This window comes from Allobosea sp. 05T439 (genome assembly GCF_056396005.1).
Genome location: NZ_JBFTKP010000022.1, coordinates 66,224 through 89,420, shown reverse-complemented (window position 1 = coordinate 89,420; position 23,197 = coordinate 66,224). Strand labels below are relative to the sequence as shown.

Below are 23,197 nucleotides of genomic sequence, written 5' to 3'. Positions count from 1 at the left end.
GTTCGCCGCGTGGCATCCTGTTGCAGCGCGCTACGCGCCCGCGGGGGCTCAGTGCTTTGACGACCGGTGCTGGCCCGACTGGCGCTGCATCTCACCGGCCAGGCTTGTCTCGGAAGGGTGCCGCGTATCCGTCAGGGGCCTGCCGTCCCGCACGCAATAGCCCTGGGCCCGGCCGGCCAGTATCCATTGCTCGATCTGCTTGCCCAAAGCGTCGCCCTCGTCGTCATGGCCTGCGAGATAGTGCTCGCGCTGGGTTCGCTCCATGCGCTCCAGCACGGCCATCCAGTCTGTGTAGGTGGCTTTCGTCATCCCGGCCTCCCCTGCTGCAATCCCCGCGAAGCATGAATTGTGCCTGTCCGATATTCCTCCAGCCCGCCCGCGATCGAGCGCCGCAATCCATCCCATCTTTGCCCATTCCCGGACGACAGGGTCTGCCATATCCGACCACGCGTCCACGCCCGGTCAAACAAAAATCCGTGTTGGTTCATGGCCCGCCGATCGGGCTCGCTGATCACCGGACATTCCAGGGCCTCGGGATGATAAGGGGCCCGATCCGCAAGCGTAGCCAGACCCGGCGTTTCGAGCCGACCTGAACGACCGGGCTGGCCGCATGTCACATCAGGAACGGCTCAGCCGGCGGGTCCGCGTCAATTCGATCGCCGTATGGCAGACGACCGCTGCGAAGATGACCGCGCCCCCGATGACCGTGGCAACCGGCGGTTTCTCGGCCAGCAGGAGCCAGACCCACAAGGGGGTCATCACGATCTCCGTGGTCCCGATGAGCGCCGCCTCGGCCGGCGGCAGGTGACGTGCGCCCATGATGAAGAGCACCAGGGCTATCGAGAAATTCGTGGCGCCGAAGGCCGCGAGCACGACCCAGTTATGGAGGTCGAGCGAACCAGCCGAGCCGAAAGGGGCAAACAGCACGAAGGTCAAAAGCGCGCTGACGATGATGGGCGGCAGCGCCGGCAGGTCCGGGTTAAGCCTTGGCAGCACGATGACCATTGCGAACGAGGCCGTCATGACGAGGGCAAGCAGGTCTCCGACGACCCGCCCGCCGCCGATCGACGACGCCATGATGATGCCGACCCCGACCAGGCAGACCAGGCCCGTCGCCAGCGTACGCCAGGACGCGCGCTCCTTCAGGAGTAGCCAGCCCAGGAGCGCGGCAATGAACGGTGCGGTTGCATAGATGGCGGCGACGTTGGCGACGCTGGTCGTGTAGTAGGCGCCGATGAAGCTCGCCTGGCTGATCGTCTGGCAGGCGATCATGGCCAAACCCGCCGGCTGCACGACCGCCCGCCAGTGCCGGCGCGACAGGCCGCCGCCGAGCATGAGCAAGGGCCCAATCAGGAAGAGACCGGCGAACAGGGAGCGCCATCCGATCGCCGTCCAGACATCGGTGGTCAGCAGGCGCGAATAGAGCCCGCTGGCGCTCCAGCAGATCGTCGCCGCCAGGACGAGGAACGTCCCCCTGGAGCGCTCACTCATGTGTGTCGAATGCTGGGTCAAGCGCTGTGTCTGCCGGTGCGTCGGGTTCGGGGTCGTGGCGGGTCTTGTGGCGCGGGACTATGCGATTGTATAGCTACTATGCAAGCGCATAATATTGATCTGCTGACCCTGACTGCATCGGAGGCACAGTGATGACGGCGACATTCAGGCGGGCCCCCGACTTCAACCGACGCGCCGACCTGATCGAAGCCGCGCTCGACTGCATCGCGGAGCTCGGCATCCAGGGCACGACGGTACGCGCCGTGGCTGCCCATGCCGGCGTCAGCAACGGCCTGATCCGGCACCACTTCGCGTCGAAGGACAATCTGATGGTCGAAGCGTACCGTCGGACGATCGAGATCATCACCGGACCGCCTCTCGCGATCGTCGAGACGGAGGGCAGCGCGCATGAGAAGCTGCGCCGTTTCATCCTCGCGAGCATCAGCGGGCCGGTCGCCGATCCTCGCGTCCTGTCGCTATGGGCGACCTTCATCAGCCAGGTTCCGATCAACCCTGCCTTCGCCGAGGTGCATCGCGACAAATATCTCGCCTACCGATGCGCCTGCGACCACCTGATCGGAGAAGTGCTGACGGCCGAGCAGCGCAATCCAGGCCCATCCGAGCGGCAACGCCTCAGCATCGCGCTCAACGCCGTGATCGACGGCCTCTGGCTTGAAGGATGCCTCAGCGCAGAGGAGATCGACGAGAGGCTCCAGGCGGAGACCGGGATCAGGACGATCGAAAGCCTGCTGGACATCAAGCTTGCCTGATAAGCCAGATTCCCGCCCCGTTCCGCGAACCGGACTAGCCTGATGCCCCGAGTGTAGCCTGGCAGCGCGGCGCCCGAACGCCGACGCGCTCAGCCCTGGGCGCTGCGGGCCAGATAGTGGTCGAGGCTCGCCCGCGTGCCGACGTGCCAAATTCGTTGCAGGGTCTGACCAAAAGCCTCCCGGAAGCGCGCGTCGTCCGCCAGATCGCCATAGACATCCCGCATCGCGAGCCAGGACTCCGGCTGGATTCTGGCCTTGCGGGCCTGCTCCGTCAGCCTTTGCCAGCTCGGATCGTTCGGCGCGATCGCCTGCCCGCTTTCGGTTTCGCCATAGCAATAGCGGCACCAGAGCGCGGAGACGAGCGCGAGACCGTCGATGGGGCGGCCTGCCCCGAGCGCGTCGCGCAGCGTCGGCAGGATGAACTTGGGCTGGCGGTTCGACCCGTCCAGGCAAAGCCGGCGGATCGTGTCGCCGATCTTCGGATTGGCGAAGCGCCGCTCGATCGTCCGCCGATAAGCCCCGAGGTCGGTATTGGGCACAGGGGGCACGAGCGGGATGATCTCGTGATCGAGCAGGGCCCGGAGGAAACGCGCGATCTGCGGGTCCTCCATCGCCTCATGTACGAAATGGATATCGAGCAGGCCGGCGGGATAGGCGATCGCCGCGTGCCCGCCATTCAGGATGCGGATTTTCATCAGCTCGAAGGGCGCGACATCGGCGACGAATTCGACACCGACCTGTTCGAGCCGCGGCCGCCCGGCGGGGAAGCGATCCTCCAGCACCCATTGCCGAAAATCCTCGCAGAAGACCGGGCGCCGGTCGTCGATGCCGAAATCGCTGCGCAGGGCCGCGCGCTCGCGCTCCGAGGTCGCGGGCGTGATGCGGTCGACCATCCCGTTGGGAAAGGCGACGCTCTCGCGGATCCAGTGCGCGTCGGAACGGTCGACCAGTTCCACCAGCCCGGCGACGGCATTCTCCGTGACATGGCCATTGCCCGGCAGGTTGTCGCAGGACATCACCGTGAAGGGCGCAAGGCCGGCGGCGCGGCGCTGCAGAAGGGCGGCGCCGATCAGCCCGAAGGCGGTCTTTGGAGAGGCGAGCCTATCGGCGGCATCCGCAATGATATCGGGGTGGTTCGCGTCGAAGGCCTGCGTCGCCGGATCGATGTAGTAGCCGCCCTCGGTGACGGTGAGCGAGACGATCCGCGTGCGGGCATCGACGAGGCGAGCGAGCAGCCCTGCCCTGTCGCCGGGCGGGATGAAATCGATCATCGCACCGGTGATCCGCGCCTGCGCGGAGGTCGCTTCCTGCGCGACGACCGTGGTCAGGAAGTCCTGGGCGGCAAGCTCGCGCCCCATCGCCGCATCGCTTTCCTGCACGCCGGTGCCGATGATCGCCCAGTCGCGATCGAGCCCGCTCTCGAAGAGTTCGTCGAGATAGCAGGCCTGATGCGCGCGGTGGAAATTGCCGACGCCGAAATGGACGATGCCGGCGCTCAGATCCTCCGGCCGATAGCGCGGCCGGGCGACCGCGCTGCCGATTTCGCCGAGCCGGGCCCGCGACAGAGTGACGGCCATCGCCTCACCCAGCCTTCGCGGCCAGCAATTGCAGGGCGAGATCGGGGCGATCGCTGGTGATCTGCGCGATCGGCTGCCCCAGCCAGTAATCAAGCTCGCGCAGGGTGCTCGGCACCCAGACACCGAGTTTCTCGCGCCCGACAATGCCCAGCGCACGATCGAGTGCCAGCCGCAGCAGCGACTGCTCGACCGCGATGATGCAGCCGAGATCGACGAAGCGCCGCAAGGTGGCATCAACGCCGCCGAAGGCTTCGCAGGAGCGGCGATCGACCGAAGCGAGGCGGCGCATGTGCGGGGCCTTCGCCCGGATCTCCTCGATGACCTCGGGAACGAAGCAGGTCAGGACGACGCGCGAGGCCATGCCTCTGGCCTCGACCAGGGCGATGACCTTCTCCAGCAGTCCCGCATGGGGATTGCCGAGCGCGTCCATCTTCATCTCGATCTCGAGCTCTATGCCGGTCGGCGCGAAGACGTCGAGCACGGCCGCCAAGGTCGGGATCGTCTCGCCCAGCGTGTCGTTGAGCCGAACCTTGCGCAGCGCCTCGCGGGAGAGCCCGGCGACCGGCCCCTTATGGTCCGTGGTGCGCTCGAGCAGCGGATCATGGATCACCATGATCTCGCCATCGGCGGAGAGATGCACATCTAGTTCGACCGCGTCGACCTTGAGGTCGCAGACGTTCTTGAGGTCGCAGACTTGCCGGAAGCCGCTGAGACTGTTCTCCGCCCAGATATTGCGCGCGCCGCGATGTCCGATGATCCGCATGATGGTCGCCTTGGTTTTATGGTGCTGGCCGCTACTTGCCGCTGTCGACAAGTCCCTTCACGAACCAGCGCTGAAGGAGAAGGATGACGAGGGTCRGCGGCAGCATCGTCAGCAGGGCCGCGTTCATCAGGAGATGCCAGGTCGGCAGCGAGTCGGCCTGCGGCATCAGCTTCTTCAGCCCGATCACGGCATTGGCCATGGCGGGCTCGGTGGTGAGCAGCAGCGGCCAGAGATACTGGTTCCAGCCCATCAGGAAGAGGATGATCGCGAGCGCGACGATGTTGGAGCGCGAGAGCGGCAGCAGGATCAGGCGGAAGAACTGCCAGGGGCTGGCGCCGTCGATACGGGCGGCCTCGCAGAGTTCGTCCGGAATGGTCAGGAAGAACTGGCGGAACAGAAAGGTCGCGGTGGCCGAGGCAATCAAGGGCAGGATCAGGCCGGAATAGCGGTTGACCATGTTCCAGTCGAGATCGACCAGGACCTGCATGCCGAGCCATGAGCCGAGGATGTTGAGCGGCAGGGCGACATTCGCCGCCGATTCATAGGTCGGGACGATGCGGACCTCGATCGGCAGCATCAGCGACATGAAGATCAGCCAGAACACGGTCAGCCGGAAGGGAAAACGGAAATAGGTGACGGCGAAGGCCGCGATCACCGAGACCGAGAGTTTTCCGATGGTGATGCCGCTGGCGATGATGAAGGAGTTGAGCAGGAGCCGGCCGAAATTGGCGCTGCTCAACACGGTCTCCAGATTCGTGAAATAGGCGTCGCCAGGCAGCCAGGACATCGGCACCCGCATGACCTCCTGCTGGGTCAGCGTTCCCGTGACGAAGACGAAATAGAGCGGCAGGCAGACGAGTGCTGCGCCGACCAGCAGGATGAGATGGCAGACGACGTCAAGGACGGGCGTGCGCTCGTTCATGCTCAGGCGCTCCCCTTACACGCTGTAGTTCACGCGCCGCTCGATGAAGCGGAACTGCGCATAGGTGAGGAGCAGGGCCAGCCCCATCAGGATCACGGACTGGGCGGCGGACGAACCGAGATCGAGCGTGACGAAACCGTCCTGATAGACCTTGTAGACCAGGATCGAGGTCGCTCCGGCCGGGCCGCCGCGCGTCGTCGCGTCGACGATGGCGAAGGTCTCGAACAGCCCGTAGACGAAATTGATGACGATCAGGAAGAACAGCGTCGGCGCGATCATCGGCAGCGAGATGCGCAGGAACCGCTGGATCGGCCCGGCCCCGTCGAGATAGGCGGATTCCAGGATCGAATGGGGCACCGAAAGCAGCGCCGCGACCAGGAAGATGTAGTTGTAGCAGATGTGTTTCCAGGACGCCGCCATGACGATCAGGGCGAGCGCATGCGAGGAATTGCGGTTCGGATCCCAGTCGAAGCCGAGCCCCTGCAGCATATGGGCGACCGGGCCGACGCGCGGGTTGAACAGGAAGGCGAGCATGATGCCGGCGATCGCGGGCGCGATCGCATAGGGCAGCAGCAGGATGGTGCGGTAGGCACCGCGCCCGCGCAGGATGTGGTTCGAGGCGAAGGCGAGCAGCAGCGCGAGCGACAGCGTCAGCACGTTCTGCGCGACGGTGAACACGACCGTGACCTGGACCGAGGACCAATAAACGCTGCTGCGGAACAGCCGCTCGAAATTCTGGAAGCCGACCCATTGCGTCGTCGCGCCGAACGGATCGGTGAGCTGGAACGCCTGGATCAGCGCCCTGACGGAGGGGATGAAGAAGAACAGCAGGAGGATGAAGAGCTGCGGCGCCAGCAGCCAGAAGGGCAAGCGCCATTCCGTGAAATGGGCCCGCTTCAACCCGCTCTCGGCCTGCCCGTCGGAGAAAGCCGGAGCAGTCCGGCGCCGCAGCGGCCAGCGCAAGCGCCAGCCGCCGGCAGCCGCCGCGGGAAGCTCCGCCGCGCTATTTCTTGCCAGCATTGAGCTGCTCGTAGCGGCGCAACGACTCGTTGCCGCGCGAAACGGCATCGTCGAGCGCCTGCTGCACCGGCTTGCGGCCGAGGAAGGCGGCCGAGACCTCTTCCATGATCGCGACATTGATCTGGTTGCTGTTGCCGATACGGAAGCCCAGAGAATTGTCGCTCGGCGTGCCGCGCATCAGCTGCACGACCGCGATCTCGCGCGTCGGGTTCTTCTGGTAGTAGCCCTGCGCCTTGGCTGCGTCATAGGCAGCGACCGTGACCGGCACATAGCCGGTGGCCTGGTGCCACCAGACCTGCGTGTCGGTCTGGGCCAGGAAATTGTAGAAGGCGCCGATCGCCTTGTACTTCTCCGGCGTGTGCCCCTTCAGGGTCCAGAGCGCCGCGCCGCCGATGACGCTGTTCTTCGGCGTCACACCCTGCTCGAAGGGCATCTCGGCCGCGCTCCAGTCGAATTTGGCAGCGGCGACGACGGCGGCATGCGAGGCAGTCGAGGCGATGATCGTCGAGCATTCACCCGAGGTGAAGAGCTGGATCGGGATGACGCCCTGCCCCGCGAGCTGCATCACGCCGGGGCCGATCAGGCGCTTCATCCGCTCGACCTGGCCGACGAGCTTGCCCTTGTTGAAGACGAAGCTGGTGTCGAGCCCGTCCATGCCGTTGCGCTTGGTCGCATACGGGATGTCGTTCACGGCGCTGTAGTTTTCCAGGAAGCTCCACTCGTAGTCGCCCGGCAGCACCATGGCGCATTTCGACACGCCCTTGGCCTTGATCGCTTCGAGCTGCGGCTCGAGCTCCTGCCAGGTCGCGCCGGGCTTGTCGAAGCCCGCGGCTTTGAAATGGTCGCGGTTGTAGAACAGGATCGGCGTCGAGGAGTTGAACGGCATCGCCTGGAGCTTGCCGTCGATGGCGTAGTAGCTGACGACCGGCGCGATGTATTTCTTGACGTCGATCGGCTGGCCCTGCTGGGCCATCAGTTCGCTGGTCGGGATGATCGCCCCCGAATTGACCATGGTCAGGAAGGAGCGCTCGTTCGACTGCACGATCTCCGGCTGGCGCTTGGCCCGATAGGCGGCGATCGTGCCGTTCAGGACCTCGTCATAGGTGCCCTTGCCGACCGCCTTGACGACATAGTCCTTCTGCGAGTCGTTGAACTTCTTGACCAGCTCGTCGACGCGTTCGCCGAGCGTGCCGCTCATCGCATGCCAGAACTCGATTTCGGTTGCCGCCTGGGCGCAGGACAACCCCGCCAGAAGCATCGCACCCGCACCAGCGAGCGCACCAAAGACAGGTCGCATTCAAAGCCTCCCTCGTCGGTTTATATGAGCATCTGCTCTTGATTGAAGCATATGCTCGCACACTCCGCTTCTATGTCAACCATCGATGACAAAGCGATGACGGCCGCCGGCAATCGGGGGGCACGGGCCGGACATCAGGACGAAGCGGGAGTGACGCGATGGACGCAGGGAGCTGCTGGCCGGCCTCAGAGCGCCAGCAGGGCGCGCGCCGTATCCTCGTCCGTGACGAGGCCATTGATGAGACGACCGCTGAGCGCGGCACGCAGAGGAGCGACCTTGGCGGTACCCTGTCCGATGCAGATCCGCAGCCGGTCGCTGCCGGGCTCCGGCGGCACGGAGGTGACCCGCAGATTGGTACCGCGGTCGAGCAGCCTGCCCTCACCGTCGAAGACCCAGCCGGTAACCTCGCCGACCGCGCCGTGGCGCACCATTTCGAGCAATTCGCTGCGCGTCATGAAACCGTCCCGATAGAGCACGGCGTCCTCGCCGATCTGGCTGATGCCCATTAGCCAGAGATCGGCCTCGCCGGCGATCGCGCGGATACGCCGGATCGCCTCGATCTCGATCAGCTGCGCCCGCTCCTCGGGGCTCGAGACATAGAGCGGCAGCGGCATCGGGAAATGCTGGGCCTTGGTGATCTCGGCGAGCTTGACCAGCGTGTCGAACGGGCTGGCGGAGCCATCCGGCGAGATCGTGCCGACCAGCGAGACGAGCCGGTGCAGCGGGCAGGACATCGGCGACACCCGCTCGATGCTGGCGCGCATCGAACGCCCGGTACCGAGCGCCATGACCAGCGATTTGCGCGAGCGCAGCCAGCGCTCGATCAGCACCCCGCCGAGCGAGGCGACGCCGGCCGCAGCCGTCTCGGCCGAGCCGTCGGAGGGCGCGATCTCGCAGTGCTGCAGCTCGAAACGATCGCGCAGCCGTGCCGCAAGCTCCATGCAGGCGCCGATCGGATGGTTCATCTGGAAGCTGATCAGCCCCTCGCTGCGGCTGAGCGAAACCAGCCGCTGCGCGGCGGGGCGCGAAATGTTCAGGATCCCGGCGATGTCGTCCTGGGTGCGGCCGGCAATGTAGTAGAGCCAGCCGGCGCGGGCGGCATCGTCGAGGCGCGCGCTGTCATTATCGGCCATGACGCCTCAGCCCGCCGTTGCAGGCAGCGCGAGCTCGCGCCAGGCGCCGAGCAACCTGTCGGCGCCGGCCTCGACCAGCGCGCGCCGCTGGTCCAGCACCGCAAAATGACTGCCTGCGGTCAGGCCATAGGCGGTCATTCCCGCCGCCTTGGCGGCAAGCACGCCGCTGACGCTGTCCTCGATGACGAGGCAACGCTCGGGCGCTACGCCGCGCTCGCGCGCCGCAAGCAGGAAGAGGTCGGGCGCGGGCTTGCCGCGCTGGACGCGCGTCGTGCTGAAGATCCGCCCCTCGAACAGATTCCAGAGCTCCACCTTGCGCAGGCAATGCTCGATGCGCTCCTCGTCGCTGGAGGACGCGACGCAATAGTCGACATCGAAGGCCTCGACCGCCTCGCGCACGCCGGCAACGGGTTGCAGCGCCGCGCTGAAGGCGGAGAAGAGCCGCGCCCGCCAGTCCTGCCTGAAACTCTCCGGAGCCGGCCGGCCGGTCATGCGCTCATAATCCTCGACGACTGCGCTGGCGGGGCGCCCGAGATAGCGCCGCATCACCGCTTCCAGATCATAATCCGGGTCCAGTGGCGAGAGAATATCGACCAGGGTGCGGCAGCTGATCGTCTCGCTGTCGACGAGCACGCCGTCGCAGTCGAGGATGATGAGGTCGAAGCGTGGAAGCGGAGCCATGAGACAGCAACAATCTTGAACGGATGCTCCGATCAAGAGCATCCGCTCGCATTCCTGTCAAATCCTGCAACCGCGCCTACTGCAGCGCGCGACTGAATTCAGCGGCGCTCTGCCAATCGTCGTAGCGCTCCCGATAGGCCGCAACGAGATCCCGCTGCGGATTGAAAATCTCGGGGCTGCCCAGGGGTTGGGTACAGATTTCGCCGGAGTTCTCGCCGGTGCAGGCCAAGCGGGCGAGCCGCGCCGCCCCGAAGGCGGCGCCGGTCTCGGTCTGAGGATAGCGATGCAATCTCATGTCCAGGACGCTGGCGAGGATGGAGAGCCACAGGCCCGAACGCGCGCCGCCGCCAATGACCACGGCTTCCATGATCGGCCCGCCCGCGCTTTCCAGCGCCGCCTTGCCGTCCCTGAATGCGAAGGCGACGCCCTCCAGCACCGCCTGCGTCATGGCATTGCGGCCGGTTTCGTGACCGAGACGGGCGAAGCCGCCGCGCATCTGCGGGTCGTTATGGGGCGTGCGCTCGCCGGAGAGATAGGGCGTGAACAACACCGGCGATGGCGCCGTGACGGTCTCGCCGAGCGCCGCCAGCAACTCGGCCTCTGTATGCCCCGTCACGTTCGCCCACCAGTTCAGGCTCGCGGCGGCGGAGAGATGGACCGACATCTGGTGCCAGAGGCCGGGCAAGGCATGGCAGAAGGCATGAACGGCCCTGTCAGCCCGCGGCTCGAAACCGGCGGTGGTACGCCAGAGCACACCGGATGTGCCGAGCGACAGGAAACTCGCCCCGGCGGCGACGGCGCCCAAGCCAACCGCGCCGGCCGCATTATCGCCTGCCCCTCCGGCAAAGAGCGGCGGTGAATCAAAGCCGAGTTCGCGGGCGAGATCCGCGCGCATCCGTCCGGCGGGCTGCGAGCCCTCGACGAGGGCTGGCATCTGGCTGCGATCGAGCCCGGTCGCAGCAAGCATCCTCTGCGACCAGTCGCGGGAACCGACATCGAGCCAGAGCGTGCCTGATGCGTCCGACATCTCCTCGATCGCTTCCCCCGTCAGCACAAGGTGCAGATAGGCCTTCGGCAGCAGGACTTTTCGGATGCGCCGGAAGAGAGCGGGCTCATGCCGGCGGACCCAGAGCAGCTTTGGCGCGGTGAAGCCCGGCATCGCGATGTTGCCGGTGATGGCGCGCGAGGCCGGCTCGGCCGCCTCGAGCGCGGCGCATTCCGCGCTGGCGCGGCCATCATTCCAGAGGATGCAGGGACGCAGCGGCCGGTCGGCCTCGTCCAGGAGTACGGCGCCATGCATCTGCCCTGACAGGCCAATGCCCCTGCAGAGACGAAAGGCGGAGGGCGCAGCGTCCCTCAGGTCGTGCAAGGCGCCCAAGGCGGCGGCGACCCAATCGCCCGGCTCCTGCTCCGACCAGAGCGGCTGCGGACGATGCACGGTGAGCGCGCGCGCCGTATCGGCGACGACGCGTTGTTGCCCGTCGACCAGGATGGCCTTGAGCGACGAGGTGCCGAGATCGATGCCGATGAAGCTCACGTCAGGCGCCACCTCGCCAGTGTCGGACGCCCGTCATGTTTCCACGAGCGCTTCGGTCATCGGACCGGATATCGTGTCCGGTCTGATGATCTAAGCTTATGTGTTTGCATCGGCTTTCCCGAAAACCGCGATCCACTTTTCGGGCCGATGCTCTTATGTGCTTGCATCGGCTCTTCCGAAAACCGCAATCCACTTTTCGGGCCGATGCCTTAGCGCGCGTCATCAGCGGGCCCTCGCGGGTAGATCAGGCTCTTCACCATGCCGGGCTCGTTGGCGGCGTGGCGACGAAAGGCGTCGGGCCCGTCGGCAAGCGAGAAGCGGTGGCTGACGACCGCATCGACATCGACCTTGCCCTGCGCGACGAGTTCGATCGCCCGGGGATAGACATGGCCCATGCGCCGCGAGAACTTGATGGTGAGGCCGCGCCGGCGGGCTTCGGCGGCGGGAACGACATAGCTGTCGCCATCGGGAATACCGACGAGCACGACCCGCCCGCCGATGCGCGCGGCGCGAATGGCATCGCGAAAGCCTTCCGGTGCATTGGTGGCCTCGACCACCAGCGGCATGCCCTCGCCCTTCGTCCAGTCCGCGATCTCGGCCACGCTGGCGCCGGCCTTGCTCGCGCCGAGCTTGAGCGCCAGCGCGCGCCGATGCTGCTGCGGATCGCAGGCCAGAATCTCGCCGACGCCGACGGCCCGGAGCACCTGCAGGATCAGGAGCCCGATCGGGCCGCAACCAATCAGCGCGACGCGTTCGAGCAGGCGGGGCTTGGCGAGGTCGACCGCGTGGATCGCGACGCCGAGCGGCTCCAGCATCACGGCATCGCTCGGCGTGAAGCGTTCCGGCACGGGAACGATCTGCGATTTCGGCACCCAGATCCGCTCGGTCATCGCGCCATCATGCGGGGGCGCACCGATGAACACGACCTCGGGGCAGAGATTGGGGTGGCCGTCACGGCAATGCTGGCACTGGCCGCAGGCCTGATTCGGATCGACCGCGACCAGTGCGCCCCGCGCCAGGCCAAGCTCCGGCAGGTCCTCGGTCAGCCAGCCGCTGAACTCGTGGCCCGGCACGAAAGGGGTGGCAATCACGGCCGAACCGATGCCGCCATCCTTGTAATAGTGCAGATCGCTGCCACAGAGGCCGACGGCCGCGACATCCAGCAGGGTTTCACTGGCAGCCCCCTCGCGCAGGTTGAACGGCGCGAAGCGCGCGTCACCCGCGGCGTGAAGAAAGATGGCGTGGGACATTCTGCAACGCACTCCGGCTTCGCTGGGTCTTCTACAAATGTATTTGTGTATTTACATTAGTGAAGGTCAAGGCAAATCCGCAGCGGCAGGCCGCATCGCTGTGCGTTGTCGCAGCAAACGAAAGCGATGTAAGCCCGGTGCAGGAACGCAATCTCGACCGATTCCGCCGCGAAGGGCTGGCGGTCTCGACGCCGCTCTCGCCCTTGGGATGACGCGATGCCGGAGGATCCGCAAACCCAGGTCAGGGCCGCCTGGCTCTATTACATGGAAGGCCTGACCCAGGCGGATATCGCCGACCGGCTGAAAATGACGCGGCTGCGGGTCAACCGCCTGCTGAACGAGGCGCGCAGCAGCGGGCTCGTGAATATCACGATCAATTCGCGGCTGGAGAGCTGCGTCAGGCTGGAACAGGCGCTGGTCGAGGCGTTCGGCCTCAAGGACGCGATCGTCGTGCCGACGCCGAGCGACCCGGCACAGATCTCCGCGCAGATCGGCAAGGCGGCCGGCGAGCTGGTCTCGCAGATCATCGACGAGCATCCCTCGGGCGTCTTCGGCGTCGGCTGGGGCGGGACGCTGCGCGAGACGATCCGGCATGTGCGGGCCGGCCAGTATCGCGACCTGACCGTGACCTCGATGATGGGCGGGCTGACCTATGGCATCGAAATCAACACGTTCGAGATCGCCAGCCATTTCGCCAGGCTCTGGCAGGCGGAGTGCCATTATCTGGCGGCACCGATCTATGCCGGCACGCCGCAATCGCGCCACACCATCCTGGCGCAGGACGTGTTCGAGGCCGCCTTCGCCCGCATCCGCGCGACCGATGTCGCGATCCTCAGCGCCGGTGATCTGAGCGAGCGCTCGCTTTTGGTGCGCTACGGGCTACCCGGCGATGTCGGCCCCAGGGAATTGGCGGAGCATGGTGCGGTCGGCGACATGCTCGGGCAGTTCATCGACGCTGAGGGCAACGCGATCGACCACCCGATCAACCGCCGCGCCATCGCCCTGCCCCTGGACGGCCTGCGCCGCATCCCGACCGTGATCCTGGCATCCGGCGGCACGAACAAGGCCGCGGTGATCGCAGCCGCACTCCGCGCCAGGCTGGCGTCCGTGGTGATCACCGATGAAGACGCCGCCGCGGCGGTGCTGGCGCTGCATCGTGGCTGACGCGTGAGCGCGCGAGGCGCTCATCGCCGCCAGAAGGGCTTGGCGATCTCGGCCTCGACCTGCCATGTCGTCAGGCCGATATCCCTGATCAGACGCGGATTCTCCTGCAGGTTCCGCGCGAGCTGCCAGCGGAAGCGCAGCCGCCAGCGCCAGGTCGTGAGAATGCTGCGCAGGCTCGCCAGACTGGACTGCAAACGCGACATGCCCGGCGGCGCGGCCCGGTGCGGGACTGAGGCAAGGGTACAAGATCCGTCCATGACAACCTCCATCCGGTTTGAGGGGTCGGGAGCCCTCGGCCTGAATGAGGTTGAAGACTGCGGGAGACGAGCAGCGTCGTACTTAAGCCAGCCCAAATAGTTCCAAAAACTTCCAAACGGGCTATAAATGCGCCGCATGCAGGGATCGCGCTTTGCCTTTGGTCCGTTCGTGCTTGATTCAGGTGCGGGAACGCTGCTTCGCAACGATGTCCCCGTTGCCCTTGGCCAGCGCGGGCTGAAACTGCTTGCGGCGCTCGTCGAGCGGCCCGGCGAAATCCTGGAGAAGGCCGCGCTGATGGATGCGGCCTGGCCGGGTACGGCCGTCGAGGAAGGCAATCTCACCGTCCAGATCGCGCAGTTGCGGAAGCTGCTGGGCCCGGGCGCCGATAGCGGCGAATGGATCGTGACCGTTCCGCGCGTCGGTTACCGCTTCACGGGGGCGATCGAACAGCTTGACGGCGCGAGGCGCGCCCCTTTGGCGCTGCCCGGGAAACCCTCGATCGCCGTTCTGCCCTTCGTCAATCTCAGCACCGATCCCGAGCAGGAATCCTTCGCCGATGGCTTGACCGAAGACCTGATCACCGACCTGTCCCGCAATGCCGGCCTGTTCGTCATCGCCCGCAACTCGGCCTTTGCCTATAAGGGCAAGGCGATGGATGTGCGCGCGATCGCAAGCGATCTTGGCGTGCGCTACCTGCTGGAGGGCAGCGCCAGACGCGCCGCGGGCCGCGTGCGCATCAACGCACAGCTGGTCGACGCGGTGAGCAGCGAACATCTCTGGGCGGAGCGCTTCGATCGCAGCCTGGAGGATATCTTTGCCGTCCAGGACGAGGTCACCGGCAAGATCGTCGAGGCCCTGCTCGGCCGGCTCAGCGCCCCGCCGCCGCGCAACCGGCCCAAAAACCTCGAGGCCTATGACCTCTGCGTGCGGGCGCGCAAGCTGATCGATGAATCCCCGCAGACGGCGCGGGAAGCGCATCTGATGCTGACGCGCGCGGTTTCGCTCGATCCGGACTACGCCGAGGCCTATCGCTGGCTGGCCATGAACCACTGGATGGGCTGGGTGCATTGGGGCGAGCCGATGGAACCCGCCCGCAGCACCGGCCTGGCCCTGGCGCGCAAGGCGGTGGCGATCGACCCCAATGATGCCGGCTGCCGCTGGGTCCTGGCCTATCTGCTGGCCTATGACCGCAGCTTCGCCGAGGCGGATGCGGAATTCGCCCGGGCGATCGAACTCGACCCGAACGAGGCCGATATCTTTGCGACATTATCCGACATCGCGGTCCTCGCCGGGCGGACCGAGGACGGCCTCGCGCATATCGGCAAGGCGTTCCGGTTGAACCCGTATCCGGCGGGCTGGTACTATCTGACGCTCGGCCAGGCGCAATATGCAGCGGGCGACTACGAAGCCGCCGTCGAGACGCTGCGCAAGGACGAGACCTATCGCACGAGCTCACGCCGCTTCCTGGCGGCAAGCCTGGCCCAGCTCGGCCGGCTCGACGAGGCCGGCTCCGAGGCCGCGCTGTTCCTCGTCGGCAATCCGCATTTCACGACCAGGCACTGGGCCGCGACGGAGCCCTTCCGCGACGCCCGGACGCTCGCGCATTTCGTTGATGGCTTCCGCAAGGCCGGTCTGCCCTGACGTCGCTGGCGTGCACCGTTCCTGCGCCCTATTCCTCACGCCCCGGGGCGTCGCGATCGCGCTCGTAGCGTCTCGCAAGCGGAAAGGGCGGCAACCAGGATTCGCGCCGGATGATCCAGCTTTCATAGGTCGGCATCAGCTGGTCCGGGGCATCGAGCGAGCCCAGATTGACTTCGATTTCATCGCCGCTGCGTCCGAACAGGGGCGAACCGCAACGGGGGCAGAAGAAGCGCCCGCGATAGTCGCGGGTTTCGCCCTCGACCGTCACCGCATCCTCAGGAAACACCGCGGACGCATGGAACAGGGCGCCATGATATTTGCGGCAGTCGAGACAATGGCAGAGGCCGACGCGGTAGGGGCGGCCCGAGGCCACGATCCGGACATTGCCGCACCGACAGCCGCCCGTGAAACGGTCCATGCTGCGTCTCCTCGCGAGGTCAAGCCGCCGGAATGGTTACAGCGATCCCTGGGAAGCGTCCATGCGAGTGGGGCTCAGGCGCCCCTGATCGCCTCCAGGAGCTCCTCATGGATCAACCCGTTCGAGACGACCTTCTCCAGGTCCTCGTCGCGTGAATCCTGTCCGCCGACCGTCGTGACCTTGCCGCCGGCCGCGCGCACCAGCGGCATGGCGGCGGCGTGCGAGACGATGTCGGCCTTCAGCCCGATGAAGGCATCGAGCCGGCCTGCCGCCACCAGCGACATTTCAAGCCCGCCGGAGACGATGACGCGCACGCCGCGGCAGAGGCCCGACAGCCGCCGGATGACGGCGCAGGTCCGCTCCGTATCCTCAATCGAATAATGCGAGGTCAGGCAGATCGAGACGACCGCGTCGGCAAGGCTCTTGGTCCGGGAGACGGCGGCAGGCTCTCCATTGATGCTCGCGACGGAACCTTCGGCATAGCGCGCGACCAGCCCGGCGAGCGGGGCATGGGTCAGGCCGAGCACGGTGCGGCCCTCTTCCTGATAGGCGAGCGTCACCKAGAACCAGGGCAGGCCGCCGGCATAGTTCACCGTGCCGTCGAGCGGGTCGATGATCCAGCAGGGCGCGTCGKACGCGCCGGAGAAGCCGGCCTCCTCGGAGAGGATCGCCGCCTCCGGCGTCAACCGGCGCAGGCCCGCGATGACGAGACGCTCCGAGGCGAGATCGGCGGCGGTGACGACATCGCGCAATTCCTTGCGCGTCACGGAAAGCTGCTCGCCCTGCATCGCGACCAAGAGATCGGCGGCCTCGCGCGCCAGCGCGCCGGCCTGTTCGAGAAGGGAAATCAGGCGCTGGTCAGACATGGGCTGCCACCGCCTGCTGCTTGCCGGGATAGGCGGGGTCGAGCACGAAGGGCCGGCGCGGGCCGAAATCGCCGATCGGCTGGAGATGGCTGACCAGGCCGGTCTCCGGTTTCCAGACATGGATCGCGAGCGCGGGCGGCTCCATGACGAACCAGTTCTCCGTGCCCGGGCACAGGTCGAGCGCGACCTGATGGGCGGTGCCCGGCGCGACAAAGCCGATCGTGCCGGCGAAACGAAGCTGGATCGGGCGATGGTAATGGCCGCAAAGCACCCGCTCGATCTCGGGATGACGGGCGATCAGCGCGACAAAACCCGGCGAGACCCGGCAGGGCATGATGTCCATGCCGTCGACGCCGACCGCGAAGGGCGGGTGATGCATGAAGATCAGCGTCGGGCGGCCGCGCCCCTCGGCAAGGCGCTCAGCGAGCCAGGCCTCGCGCTCGGCACAGATCTCGCCGCCATCCTMGCCGGGAATGACCGTATCGAGCCCGATCAGCCGGACCGGGAAGTCCTCGATTACGTAGTGCAGGAAGCCGCTCTTCGGCAGGTAAGAACCGCCCTCCCCGAGCACGGAAGCGAAGACCTCGCGCCGGTCATGGTTGCCGGGCACGGCATAGACCGGCATCGGCAGCCGCGCGAGCTCGGCGCGGACGATCTCGTATTCCTCCGGCAGCCCGCAATCGCAGAGATCGCCGGTGACGAGCACGCAATCCGGCCGGGGCTCCAGCGCCAGCACCGCGTCGATCGCCCGTCGCGTCGCAGCATTGGTGTCGACGATGCCATAGGCCGGCTGGCCATGCGGGCGCACATGGAAGTCGCTGAGCTGGGCGATGATCATGAGGGCTCCGTAGGGCCAGGCAAGGATGATCGAAAGGATTTGCCGCCCGGCTGGCGCCGGGCGGCGTGGAGCGAAGCGTCAGGCGCGCCTGTTCACTTCATCAGCGCTTCGGTCTCGGAGACGATGCGCTCGATGCCGGCCTTGGGCTGGATGTCGCCGCGCATCACGCCGGAGATCACCTCGCGCTGTTGGCGCCAGATGCGGACCGAGTTGCCGCCGGGATAGCCTTCCCAGGGAGCAGCGCGCTGGACCTGGCCGTTGATCGTCCGGAAATTGGCGTTGTCCTTGTAGAACGGACCGAGATACGCGTCCCCGCCGGCGCGCAGGTTGGTCGGCATGTAGCCGGCGGTCTCGACGACGATCTTCTGGGCCTCGGGGCCGGTCACGAACTTGATGAATTCCCAGGCCGCCTTCTGCTTGGCTGAATCCTTCGCCGTGATCAGCGCGGCGTTGCCGCCGGTCGGCAGCTTGCCCTTGGCCTTGTCATCGACCGGGAAGAGCGCGGTCTTCAGGGTGAAGCGGTCGCCGATCAGGTCGGTGACCTGGCGCAGCCGTGCCGGCGTGTCGAAGAAGATGCCGATCTTGCCGGCGATGAACTGCTGGCGCGACTGGTCCCAGTCGATCACCGGCATGCCGCCTTCCGTGACGAGACTGCGCAGCAGGCCCAGCGTCTTCTCGCCCACCTCGCCGCCGAAGGCGACTTTCTTGCCGTCGGGCGACAGCATGGAATGGCCGCCCTGCAGGATCACGCCGCGCCAGAGCCAGTCGTCGGGCCAGTCATGGATATTGTAGGCGAGACCGGCGGTGTCGCCGCTACGGATCTTTTTGGCGAGCGCAACCACCTCGGCCCAGGTGTCGGGCAGTTTGTCGGGGTCGCCGCCCGCCTTCTTCACCAGCTCGGCATTGACATACATCAGCGGTGTCGAGGCGTTGAAAGCAAGGCCAGCCTGCTTGCCGCCGACCTGGCCGAGCGCGAGCAGCGCGTCGGAGTAATTCGCCTTGCGCCAGTCTTCCGGCTCCCCCTTCAGCAGCGGGCCGAGATCGACGACCTGCTTGCGCTTGTCGAGCGTCTCGACCAGTTCGCTCAAGAGATGGAAGCCGGAATAATAGACATCCGGCAGCTGGTTGGTGACGGACTGACGCAGCATCGCCTGATGCCCCTCGTCATAGCTCGCCGCCGGCGCGCGGAAATTGATCTTGATCTTGGGGTGCGCCTTCATGAATTCCGCGGCTATCGGCTCGTGGAACTTGGCGAAGGCCGGGAAGGCATAGAGCACGTCGAGCGTGACATCCTGGGCGCGGACGGCCGTGGATGCGACGAGGGCGAGCGCTGCCGCAGCAAGCGCCTTGCCAAAGGGTTTCATGTTTGATCTCCGTGACATGGACAGCGAAGCTGCCGGGTTGAATCGATGCGTCAGGCCTGAGCGTCTTGCGGTTGGAGCTTGGCAGTGCCGGTCCTTGTCGGAGCCTGCCTACTTCACCCCGGTCATCGTGATGCCGTCGATAAACCTCCGTCTGGCGATGAGGAAAGCGAGGACGAGCGGCGCGGTCAGGATCGTCGCCGCGGCAGTGAGCGCGCCGTAATTCGAGCCGGTCTCGGCATCGGCGAAGAACATCATCCCGAGCGGCGGCGGGGCGAGCTTGGCATCGGAAATGACGATCAGCGGCCAGTACAGGTCGTTCCAGTGCGCCACCGCCGAGAAGACCGAGAAGGCGGCGATGGCCGGCCAGGCGCTTGGCGTCACGATGCGCCAGACGATCTCGAACTCGCTCATGCCGTCGAGCCTTGCCGCGTTGATGATGTCGTCCGGGAAGCTGCGGAAGAACTGGCGGAACAGGAAGATGGCGAAGACCGAGAGGAAGAACGGCACCATCATCGAGAAATAGGTGTTGAGCAGGCCGAGCTGGGCGAGCGCGATATAGAGCGGCATGGCCGGCACCTGCACGGGGATGCAGAGCCCGAGCAGCACCAGGACGAAGAGCGCGTTGCGGCCGGGAAAGTTCAGCTTCGCCAGGGCATAGGCGCAGGGAATGGCCACCAGCAGTTGCACGACGAGGATGCCGGCGCAGAGGATGACGCCGTTCAGCGCGAAGCGGAGCAGCGGCGCCTTCTCCATCGCGAAACCGTAATTCTGCAGGCCGTAGAACTGCTTTGGCCAGAGCGAGATCTCGGCGCTGAAGATCTCGGCCGGCGGCTTGATCGAGGTCACCAGCATCCAGATGAAGGGCGCCAGCATGAAGATGGCGCCCGCGATCAGCACGCCATGGACCAGGGCGAGCGAAAGGAAACGGCGCAGCACCGAATGCACGGGCGTGACGGCGGCGGGGGCAAGCGCAGGAGCGGCCATCAGTAATGCACCTTCTTGTCCAGCGCGAAGGTCTGCACGGCCGAGAAGACGAGGATGAAGGCGAGGAAGATGAAGGTCAGCGCCGCGGCATAGCCGGTGTGGAAATACTGAAAGCCTTCGAGATAGATGTTGTAGAGCAGCACCTCGGTGGAGCCGACCGGGCCACCGCGCGTCATCACCGCCACCGTGTCAAAAATCTTGAAGGCGGTGATCATCGTGGTGACGAGCACGAACATCGTTGTCGGCCCGAGCAGCGGCCAGGTGATGGTAAGGAAGCGGTCGATGCCGCTGGAGCAGCCATCGATATCGGCCGCCTCGTAGAGATCGCGCGGGATCGCGGTCAGCCCGGCGAGGAACAGGATCATGTTGAAGCCGAGCAGCTGCCAGATGCCGATCACGGCCAGCGTCGCCAGCGCCGTCGATGGCTCGCTCAGGAAGGCGACCGGCGCAAAGCCGAGCCATTTCAGGAGACCATTGACCGGGCCGAGCGAGGGGTGGAGCAGGAACTGCCAGACGGTCGCCATCGCGATCAGCGTCGAGGTCACCGGCAGGAAATAGATCACCTCGTAGAAGGACCGGCTGCGGCGGCGCCGATGCACCATGACCGCGATCAGCAGCGCGCCGAAGACGCCGCCCGGCACGACGATCGCGACATAGAGCAAGGTGTTGACGACAGAGCGCCGGATGATCGGATCGGCCAGCGCCTTCTGGAAATTGGCGAGGCCGACCCAGTCCATGTCGACGCCGCCGAACTCGTAATTCGTCAGGCTGAGCAGCATCAGCACCGCAAGCGGCAGCAGGATCGTCAGCAGCAGCAGGATGAAGGCCGGCAGCGCGAAGCCGAGCCCGGTCAGCCGCTCGATCAAGGCCCGCCGGCGGGCGACTGGCGCGAAAGCGGCGGGCGATGAGAGGGCAAGCGTCATGCTCAGGCCCTCAGCGGCACGACGGAGGCGCCGCCCTGCCCGCGCGGCTCGAGCCTGTCGCCGTCGGCATCGAAGATATGGCTCGCCGCTTMATCGAAGCCGAGCGTGACCTCGGCCGCCTCGTTGACGCCGGCGGCGACCGCGGGGCTCGCGCGCATGGTGACGCCCGGTGCATCGCGCCCGGCGAGATCGAAATGCAGGATATATTCGGAGCCGAGATTCTCCTTGCGCCTGAGCCGCGCCGAGAACCAGGCGCGGCCTGCGCCGGCCGGCTCGCCATGGATAAGCGTCAGCGCCTCCGCGCGGATGCCGAGGGTGACCGCCTGCCCCGCCGCCGGCGCCACCGCAAGCGCCATTGGCCGGCCAAACAATTCGAGGCGGCCTGCAGTGCCGACCGTCGCGGGCAGGAGGTTGATCGCCGGGCTGCCGATGAACTGCGCGACCTTGAGCGAGGCCGGTTTCTCATAGAGCTGCGAAGGCGTGCCGAGCTGCAGAATCTCGCCTGAATCCATCATCGCGACGCGGTCCGACATCGTCATCGCCTCGACCTGGTCATGCGTGACATAGATGAAGGTCGCGCCCAGGCGCTTGTGCAGCTCCGCCAGCTCGGTGCGCATATGGACGCGCAGCTTGGCGTCGAGATTGGACAGAGGCTCGTCCATCAGGAAGACATCGGGGCTGCGCACCATGGCGCGCCCGAGCGCAACGCGCTGGCGCTGGCCGCCCGAGAGCTGGGCCGGCTTGCGGTCGAGCAGATGGCCGAGCTGGAGCTGGGTCGCGACCGCGTCGACATCCGTCATGATGCCGGCCATGGCCTTGCGCCGCTGGCCCGAGAGCAGGCGGAGCAGCGGCAGGCGCTGCCAGAGTTTCAGCCGCGCCATCATCAGCGGCAGCGCGATATTCGCCCGCACGCTCATATGCGGATAGAGCGCATAGGACTGGAACACCATCGCGACGCGCCGCTCATGCGGGCGCAGATGATCCACGCTGGCCCCGCCAATGGCGACGCTGCCGGAATCCTGCTGTTCCAGCCCGGCGATGATCCGGATCAGGGTCGATTTTCCGCAGCCGGAGGGGCCGACCAGCGTCAGGAATTCGCCATCGGCAATGTCGAGTTCGACCCCGCCGAGCACCTGTGTCGGCCCAAACGCCTTGGCGATGGAAGACAGTGCGACTGTGGCCATGTCGTTCGCCTCTTGAACTGTGAGGGATGGCGGGGCGGTGTCGAACGCGGCCGCGAGGCGCGGCCGACGGCGTCGTCAGGCGGCGCGCGGCGGGTAGACCTCGTGGATCACATCGTCGATCCAGAGCGTTGTCAGCGCGGGAATCTCATGGATCGCGGCGGTGAAATCCCGACCGTCGAAGCTATAAGTGACGGCGCCGAGCGTGCTTGAACCGGCCATGCCGGGCTGCAATTCGGGGCCGACGACGAAGCCCGAGGACGGCCCCCAGATGTAGCGCGTGCCATCGATCATGAAATCATGGGCCCGGTGCAGATGGCCGCTGGCGACGAAGGCGACGTCATGCCTCCGCACGAGATCGAGCAGATGGGCCCGGGGCCTCGGCGGCACGCTCCAATAGCCCTTGTCGCCTTCATCCGGCGTCTCGACGAAGAGCGGCCGGTGCAGGAACCAGCCGAGACGGCGCCCCTCGGCCTCGGCGATCTCGCGCTCGAGCCAGGCGAGCTGGCGCTCCTCATCCGCCTCGTCGCTGCCGAACAGCATGGAATTCAGGCCGATCAGCCTGAAGCCCTCGATATCGCGGCTCCAGAAATCCGCGCCGAGATGGCTGCGCCAGCGCGCGAGACGCTCTGCATTGACCGGCTGATGCGGATGCCAGGCCTCGCCGACATCATGATTGCCGGGAATGCTCAGCACCGGCAAGCCGAGCCCGTCCAGCAATTCGCGGCAATGGCGCATATCCTCGTCGACATCGGCGCCATCGACCGTGACATCCCCGGTATGAATGACGAGGTCCGGCCCCTGCCCCGCCAGCCAGGCTCTCAGCGGCTCCCAGTTGCAGGCAAAATGCGGCTTGCCCGGGCTGAGATGGGTGTCGGAAATCTGCACGAGCCGCTGCATGGTCCCCTCCCAAAGGGCGCTCCCGGTAGGAAGCGGCCTGCCGCCGTCAGATGCAGGGCAGTGCTTTTGCAGTGGATCATACAAATGAATGTTTTATGACACAAATGTATTTTGCGAGATGACGTGGCTTGCCGCGCGGGCGTTGTGCACCGGGCTGGAGGCGCTCGGTCACCGCAGGTTCGGCCGGCTGAGGGGGGGATCAGAGGGTGGCGCCGACCA

At 66.2% G+C, this 23,197-nt stretch carries 23 protein-coding genes; 3 read left to right on the top strand and 20 right to left on the bottom strand.

Features of this window, described 5'->3' with window-relative positions:
* Nucleotides 1-48: 48 nt before the first annotated feature.
* The gene (locus AC1DIO_RS22925) at nt 49-309 is read right to left on the bottom strand and encodes a hypothetical protein (protein WP_441488374.1); all 261 of its coding nucleotides are present in this window, start codon (nt 307-309) and stop codon (nt 49-51) included.
* Between the two features lie 309 nt (nt 310-618).
* Nucleotides 619-1,491, bottom strand: a complete 873-nt coding sequence (locus tag AC1DIO_RS22920; protein ID WP_476769754.1) for a DMT family transporter — start codon at nt 1,489-1,491, stop codon at nt 619-621.
* Nucleotides 1,492-1,643: 152 nt separating this feature from the next.
* Between AC1DIO_RS22920 and AC1DIO_RS22915 the strand changes: the two genes are divergently transcribed.
* Complete coding sequence (locus AC1DIO_RS22915; protein ID WP_476769755.1) at nt 1,644-2,261, top strand: TetR/AcrR family transcriptional regulator; 618 nt, start codon at nt 1,644-1,646, stop codon at nt 2,259-2,261.
* Between the two features lie 89 nt (nt 2,262-2,350).
* Here AC1DIO_RS22915 and AC1DIO_RS22910 read toward each other — a convergent pair whose 3' ends face one another.
* The 9 genes from AC1DIO_RS22910 to AC1DIO_RS22870 all read right to left on the bottom strand — a co-directional run bounded on the left by AC1DIO_RS22910 (nt 2,351) and on the right by AC1DIO_RS22870 (nt 12,441).
* Nucleotides 2,351-3,838, bottom strand: coding sequence for a mannitol dehydrogenase family protein (locus AC1DIO_RS22910; protein ID WP_441507930.1), 1,488 nt, complete (start codon nt 3,836-3,838; stop codon nt 2,351-2,353).
* A 4-nt stretch (nt 3,839-3,842) separates the two neighbouring features.
* Nucleotides 3,843-4,601: a glycerophosphodiester phosphodiesterase family protein gene (locus AC1DIO_RS22905; protein WP_476854118.1), complete on the bottom strand. Its 759-nt coding sequence runs from the start codon at nt 4,599-4,601 to the stop codon at nt 3,843-3,845.
* A gap of 31 nt (nt 4,602-4,632) precedes the next feature.
* Nucleotides 4,633-5,523, bottom strand: a complete 891-nt coding sequence (gene ugpE / locus AC1DIO_RS22900; protein WP_476854117.1) for a sn-glycerol-3-phosphate ABC transporter permease UgpE — start codon at nt 5,521-5,523, stop codon at nt 4,633-4,635.
* Between the two features lie 15 nt (nt 5,524-5,538).
* A complete protein-coding gene (locus AC1DIO_RS22895) occupies nt 5,539-6,543 on the bottom strand; it encodes an ABC transporter permease subunit (protein ID WP_441488380.1) in 1,005 nt (334 codons plus the stop codon).
* The gene (locus AC1DIO_RS22890; protein WP_113517495.1) at nt 6,527-7,840 is read right to left on the bottom strand and encodes an extracellular solute-binding protein; all 1,314 of its coding nucleotides are present in this window, start codon (nt 7,838-7,840) and stop codon (nt 6,527-6,529) included. The genes AC1DIO_RS22895 and AC1DIO_RS22890 overlap by 17 nt, the downstream gene beginning before the upstream one ends.
* A gap of 185 nt (nt 7,841-8,025) precedes the next feature.
* Complete coding sequence (locus AC1DIO_RS22885; protein WP_441507932.1) at nt 8,026-8,973, bottom strand: sugar-binding transcriptional regulator; 948 nt, start codon at nt 8,971-8,973, stop codon at nt 8,026-8,028.
* A gap of 6 nt (nt 8,974-8,979) precedes the next feature.
* Nucleotides 8,980-9,654, bottom strand: coding sequence for an HAD family hydrolase (locus AC1DIO_RS22880; RefSeq protein ID WP_441507933.1), 675 nt, complete (start codon nt 9,652-9,654; stop codon nt 8,980-8,982).
* Nucleotides 9,655-9,730: 76 nt separating this feature from the next.
* A complete protein-coding gene (xylB, locus tag AC1DIO_RS22875) occupies nt 9,731-11,191 on the bottom strand; it encodes a xylulokinase (RefSeq protein ID WP_441507934.1) in 1,461 nt (486 codons plus the stop codon).
* A gap of 209 nt (nt 11,192-11,400) precedes the next feature.
* Nucleotides 11,401-12,441: a zinc-dependent alcohol dehydrogenase gene (locus AC1DIO_RS22870; protein ID WP_441488384.1), complete on the bottom strand. Its 1,041-nt coding sequence runs from the start codon at nt 12,439-12,441 to the stop codon at nt 11,401-11,403.
* A 216-nt stretch (nt 12,442-12,657) separates the two neighbouring features.
* Between AC1DIO_RS22870 and AC1DIO_RS22865 the strand changes: the two genes are divergently transcribed.
* Nucleotides 12,658-13,605, top strand: a complete 948-nt coding sequence (locus tag AC1DIO_RS22865) for a sugar-binding transcriptional regulator (protein ID WP_476854116.1) — start codon at nt 12,658-12,660, stop codon at nt 13,603-13,605.
* A gap of 20 nt (nt 13,606-13,625) precedes the next feature.
* Here AC1DIO_RS22865 and AC1DIO_RS22860 read toward each other — a convergent pair whose 3' ends face one another.
* Nucleotides 13,626-13,862, bottom strand: coding sequence for a DUF1127 domain-containing protein (locus AC1DIO_RS22860; protein WP_441488386.1), 237 nt, complete (start codon nt 13,860-13,862; stop codon nt 13,626-13,628).
* Nucleotides 13,863-13,989: 127 nt separating this feature from the next.
* On the opposite strand from AC1DIO_RS22860, the gene AC1DIO_RS22855 reads away from it, so the two are divergent.
* Entirely contained in the window at nt 13,990-15,504 is a 1,515-nt protein-coding gene (locus AC1DIO_RS22855; protein WP_441507935.1) for a winged helix-turn-helix domain-containing tetratricopeptide repeat protein, read from the top strand.
* A gap of 28 nt (nt 15,505-15,532) precedes the next feature.
* On the opposite strand, the gene AC1DIO_RS22850 is transcribed toward AC1DIO_RS22855, so the two are convergent.
* The 8 genes from AC1DIO_RS22850 to AC1DIO_RS22815 all read right to left on the bottom strand — a co-directional run bounded on the left by AC1DIO_RS22850 (nt 15,533) and on the right by AC1DIO_RS22815 (nt 22,978).
* Nucleotides 15,533-15,922, bottom strand: a complete 390-nt coding sequence (locus tag AC1DIO_RS22850; protein ID WP_441488388.1) for a GFA family protein — start codon at nt 15,920-15,922, stop codon at nt 15,533-15,535.
* A gap of 74 nt (nt 15,923-15,996) precedes the next feature.
* Complete coding sequence (locus AC1DIO_RS22845) at nt 15,997-16,788, bottom strand: inositol monophosphatase family protein (protein WP_476854115.1); 792 nt, start codon at nt 16,786-16,788, stop codon at nt 15,997-15,999.
* Complete coding sequence (locus AC1DIO_RS22840) at nt 16,781-17,626, bottom strand: phosphodiesterase (protein WP_476854114.1); 846 nt, start codon at nt 17,624-17,626, stop codon at nt 16,781-16,783. Before AC1DIO_RS22840 ends, AC1DIO_RS22845 begins: the two co-directional genes overlap by 8 nt.
* Before the next feature lie 92 nt (nt 17,627-17,718).
* The gene (locus AC1DIO_RS22835; protein WP_441488391.1) at nt 17,719-18,990 is read right to left on the bottom strand and encodes an ABC transporter substrate-binding protein; all 1,272 of its coding nucleotides are present in this window, start codon (nt 18,988-18,990) and stop codon (nt 17,719-17,721) included.
* Nucleotides 18,991-19,098: 108 nt separating this feature from the next.
* Complete coding sequence (locus tag AC1DIO_RS22830; RefSeq protein WP_441488829.1) at nt 19,099-19,863, bottom strand: carbohydrate ABC transporter permease; 765 nt, start codon at nt 19,861-19,863, stop codon at nt 19,099-19,101.
* Nucleotides 19,864-19,973: 110 nt separating this feature from the next.
* Nucleotides 19,974-20,897 (bottom strand): carbohydrate ABC transporter permease, encoded by a 924-nt coding sequence (locus tag AC1DIO_RS22825; protein ID WP_441507937.1) that lies wholly within the window; start codon nt 20,895-20,897, stop codon nt 19,974-19,976.
* A gap of 2 nt (nt 20,898-20,899) precedes the next feature.
* Nucleotides 20,900-22,081 (bottom strand): ABC transporter ATP-binding protein, encoded by a 1,182-nt coding sequence (locus AC1DIO_RS22820; RefSeq protein ID WP_476854113.1) that lies wholly within the window; start codon nt 22,079-22,081, stop codon nt 20,900-20,902.
* Between the two features lie 75 nt (nt 22,082-22,156).
* Nucleotides 22,157-22,978 (bottom strand): metallophosphoesterase family protein, encoded by an 822-nt coding sequence (locus AC1DIO_RS22815; protein ID WP_441488394.1) that lies wholly within the window; start codon nt 22,976-22,978, stop codon nt 22,157-22,159.
* Nucleotides 22,979-23,197: the final 219 nt, after the last annotated feature.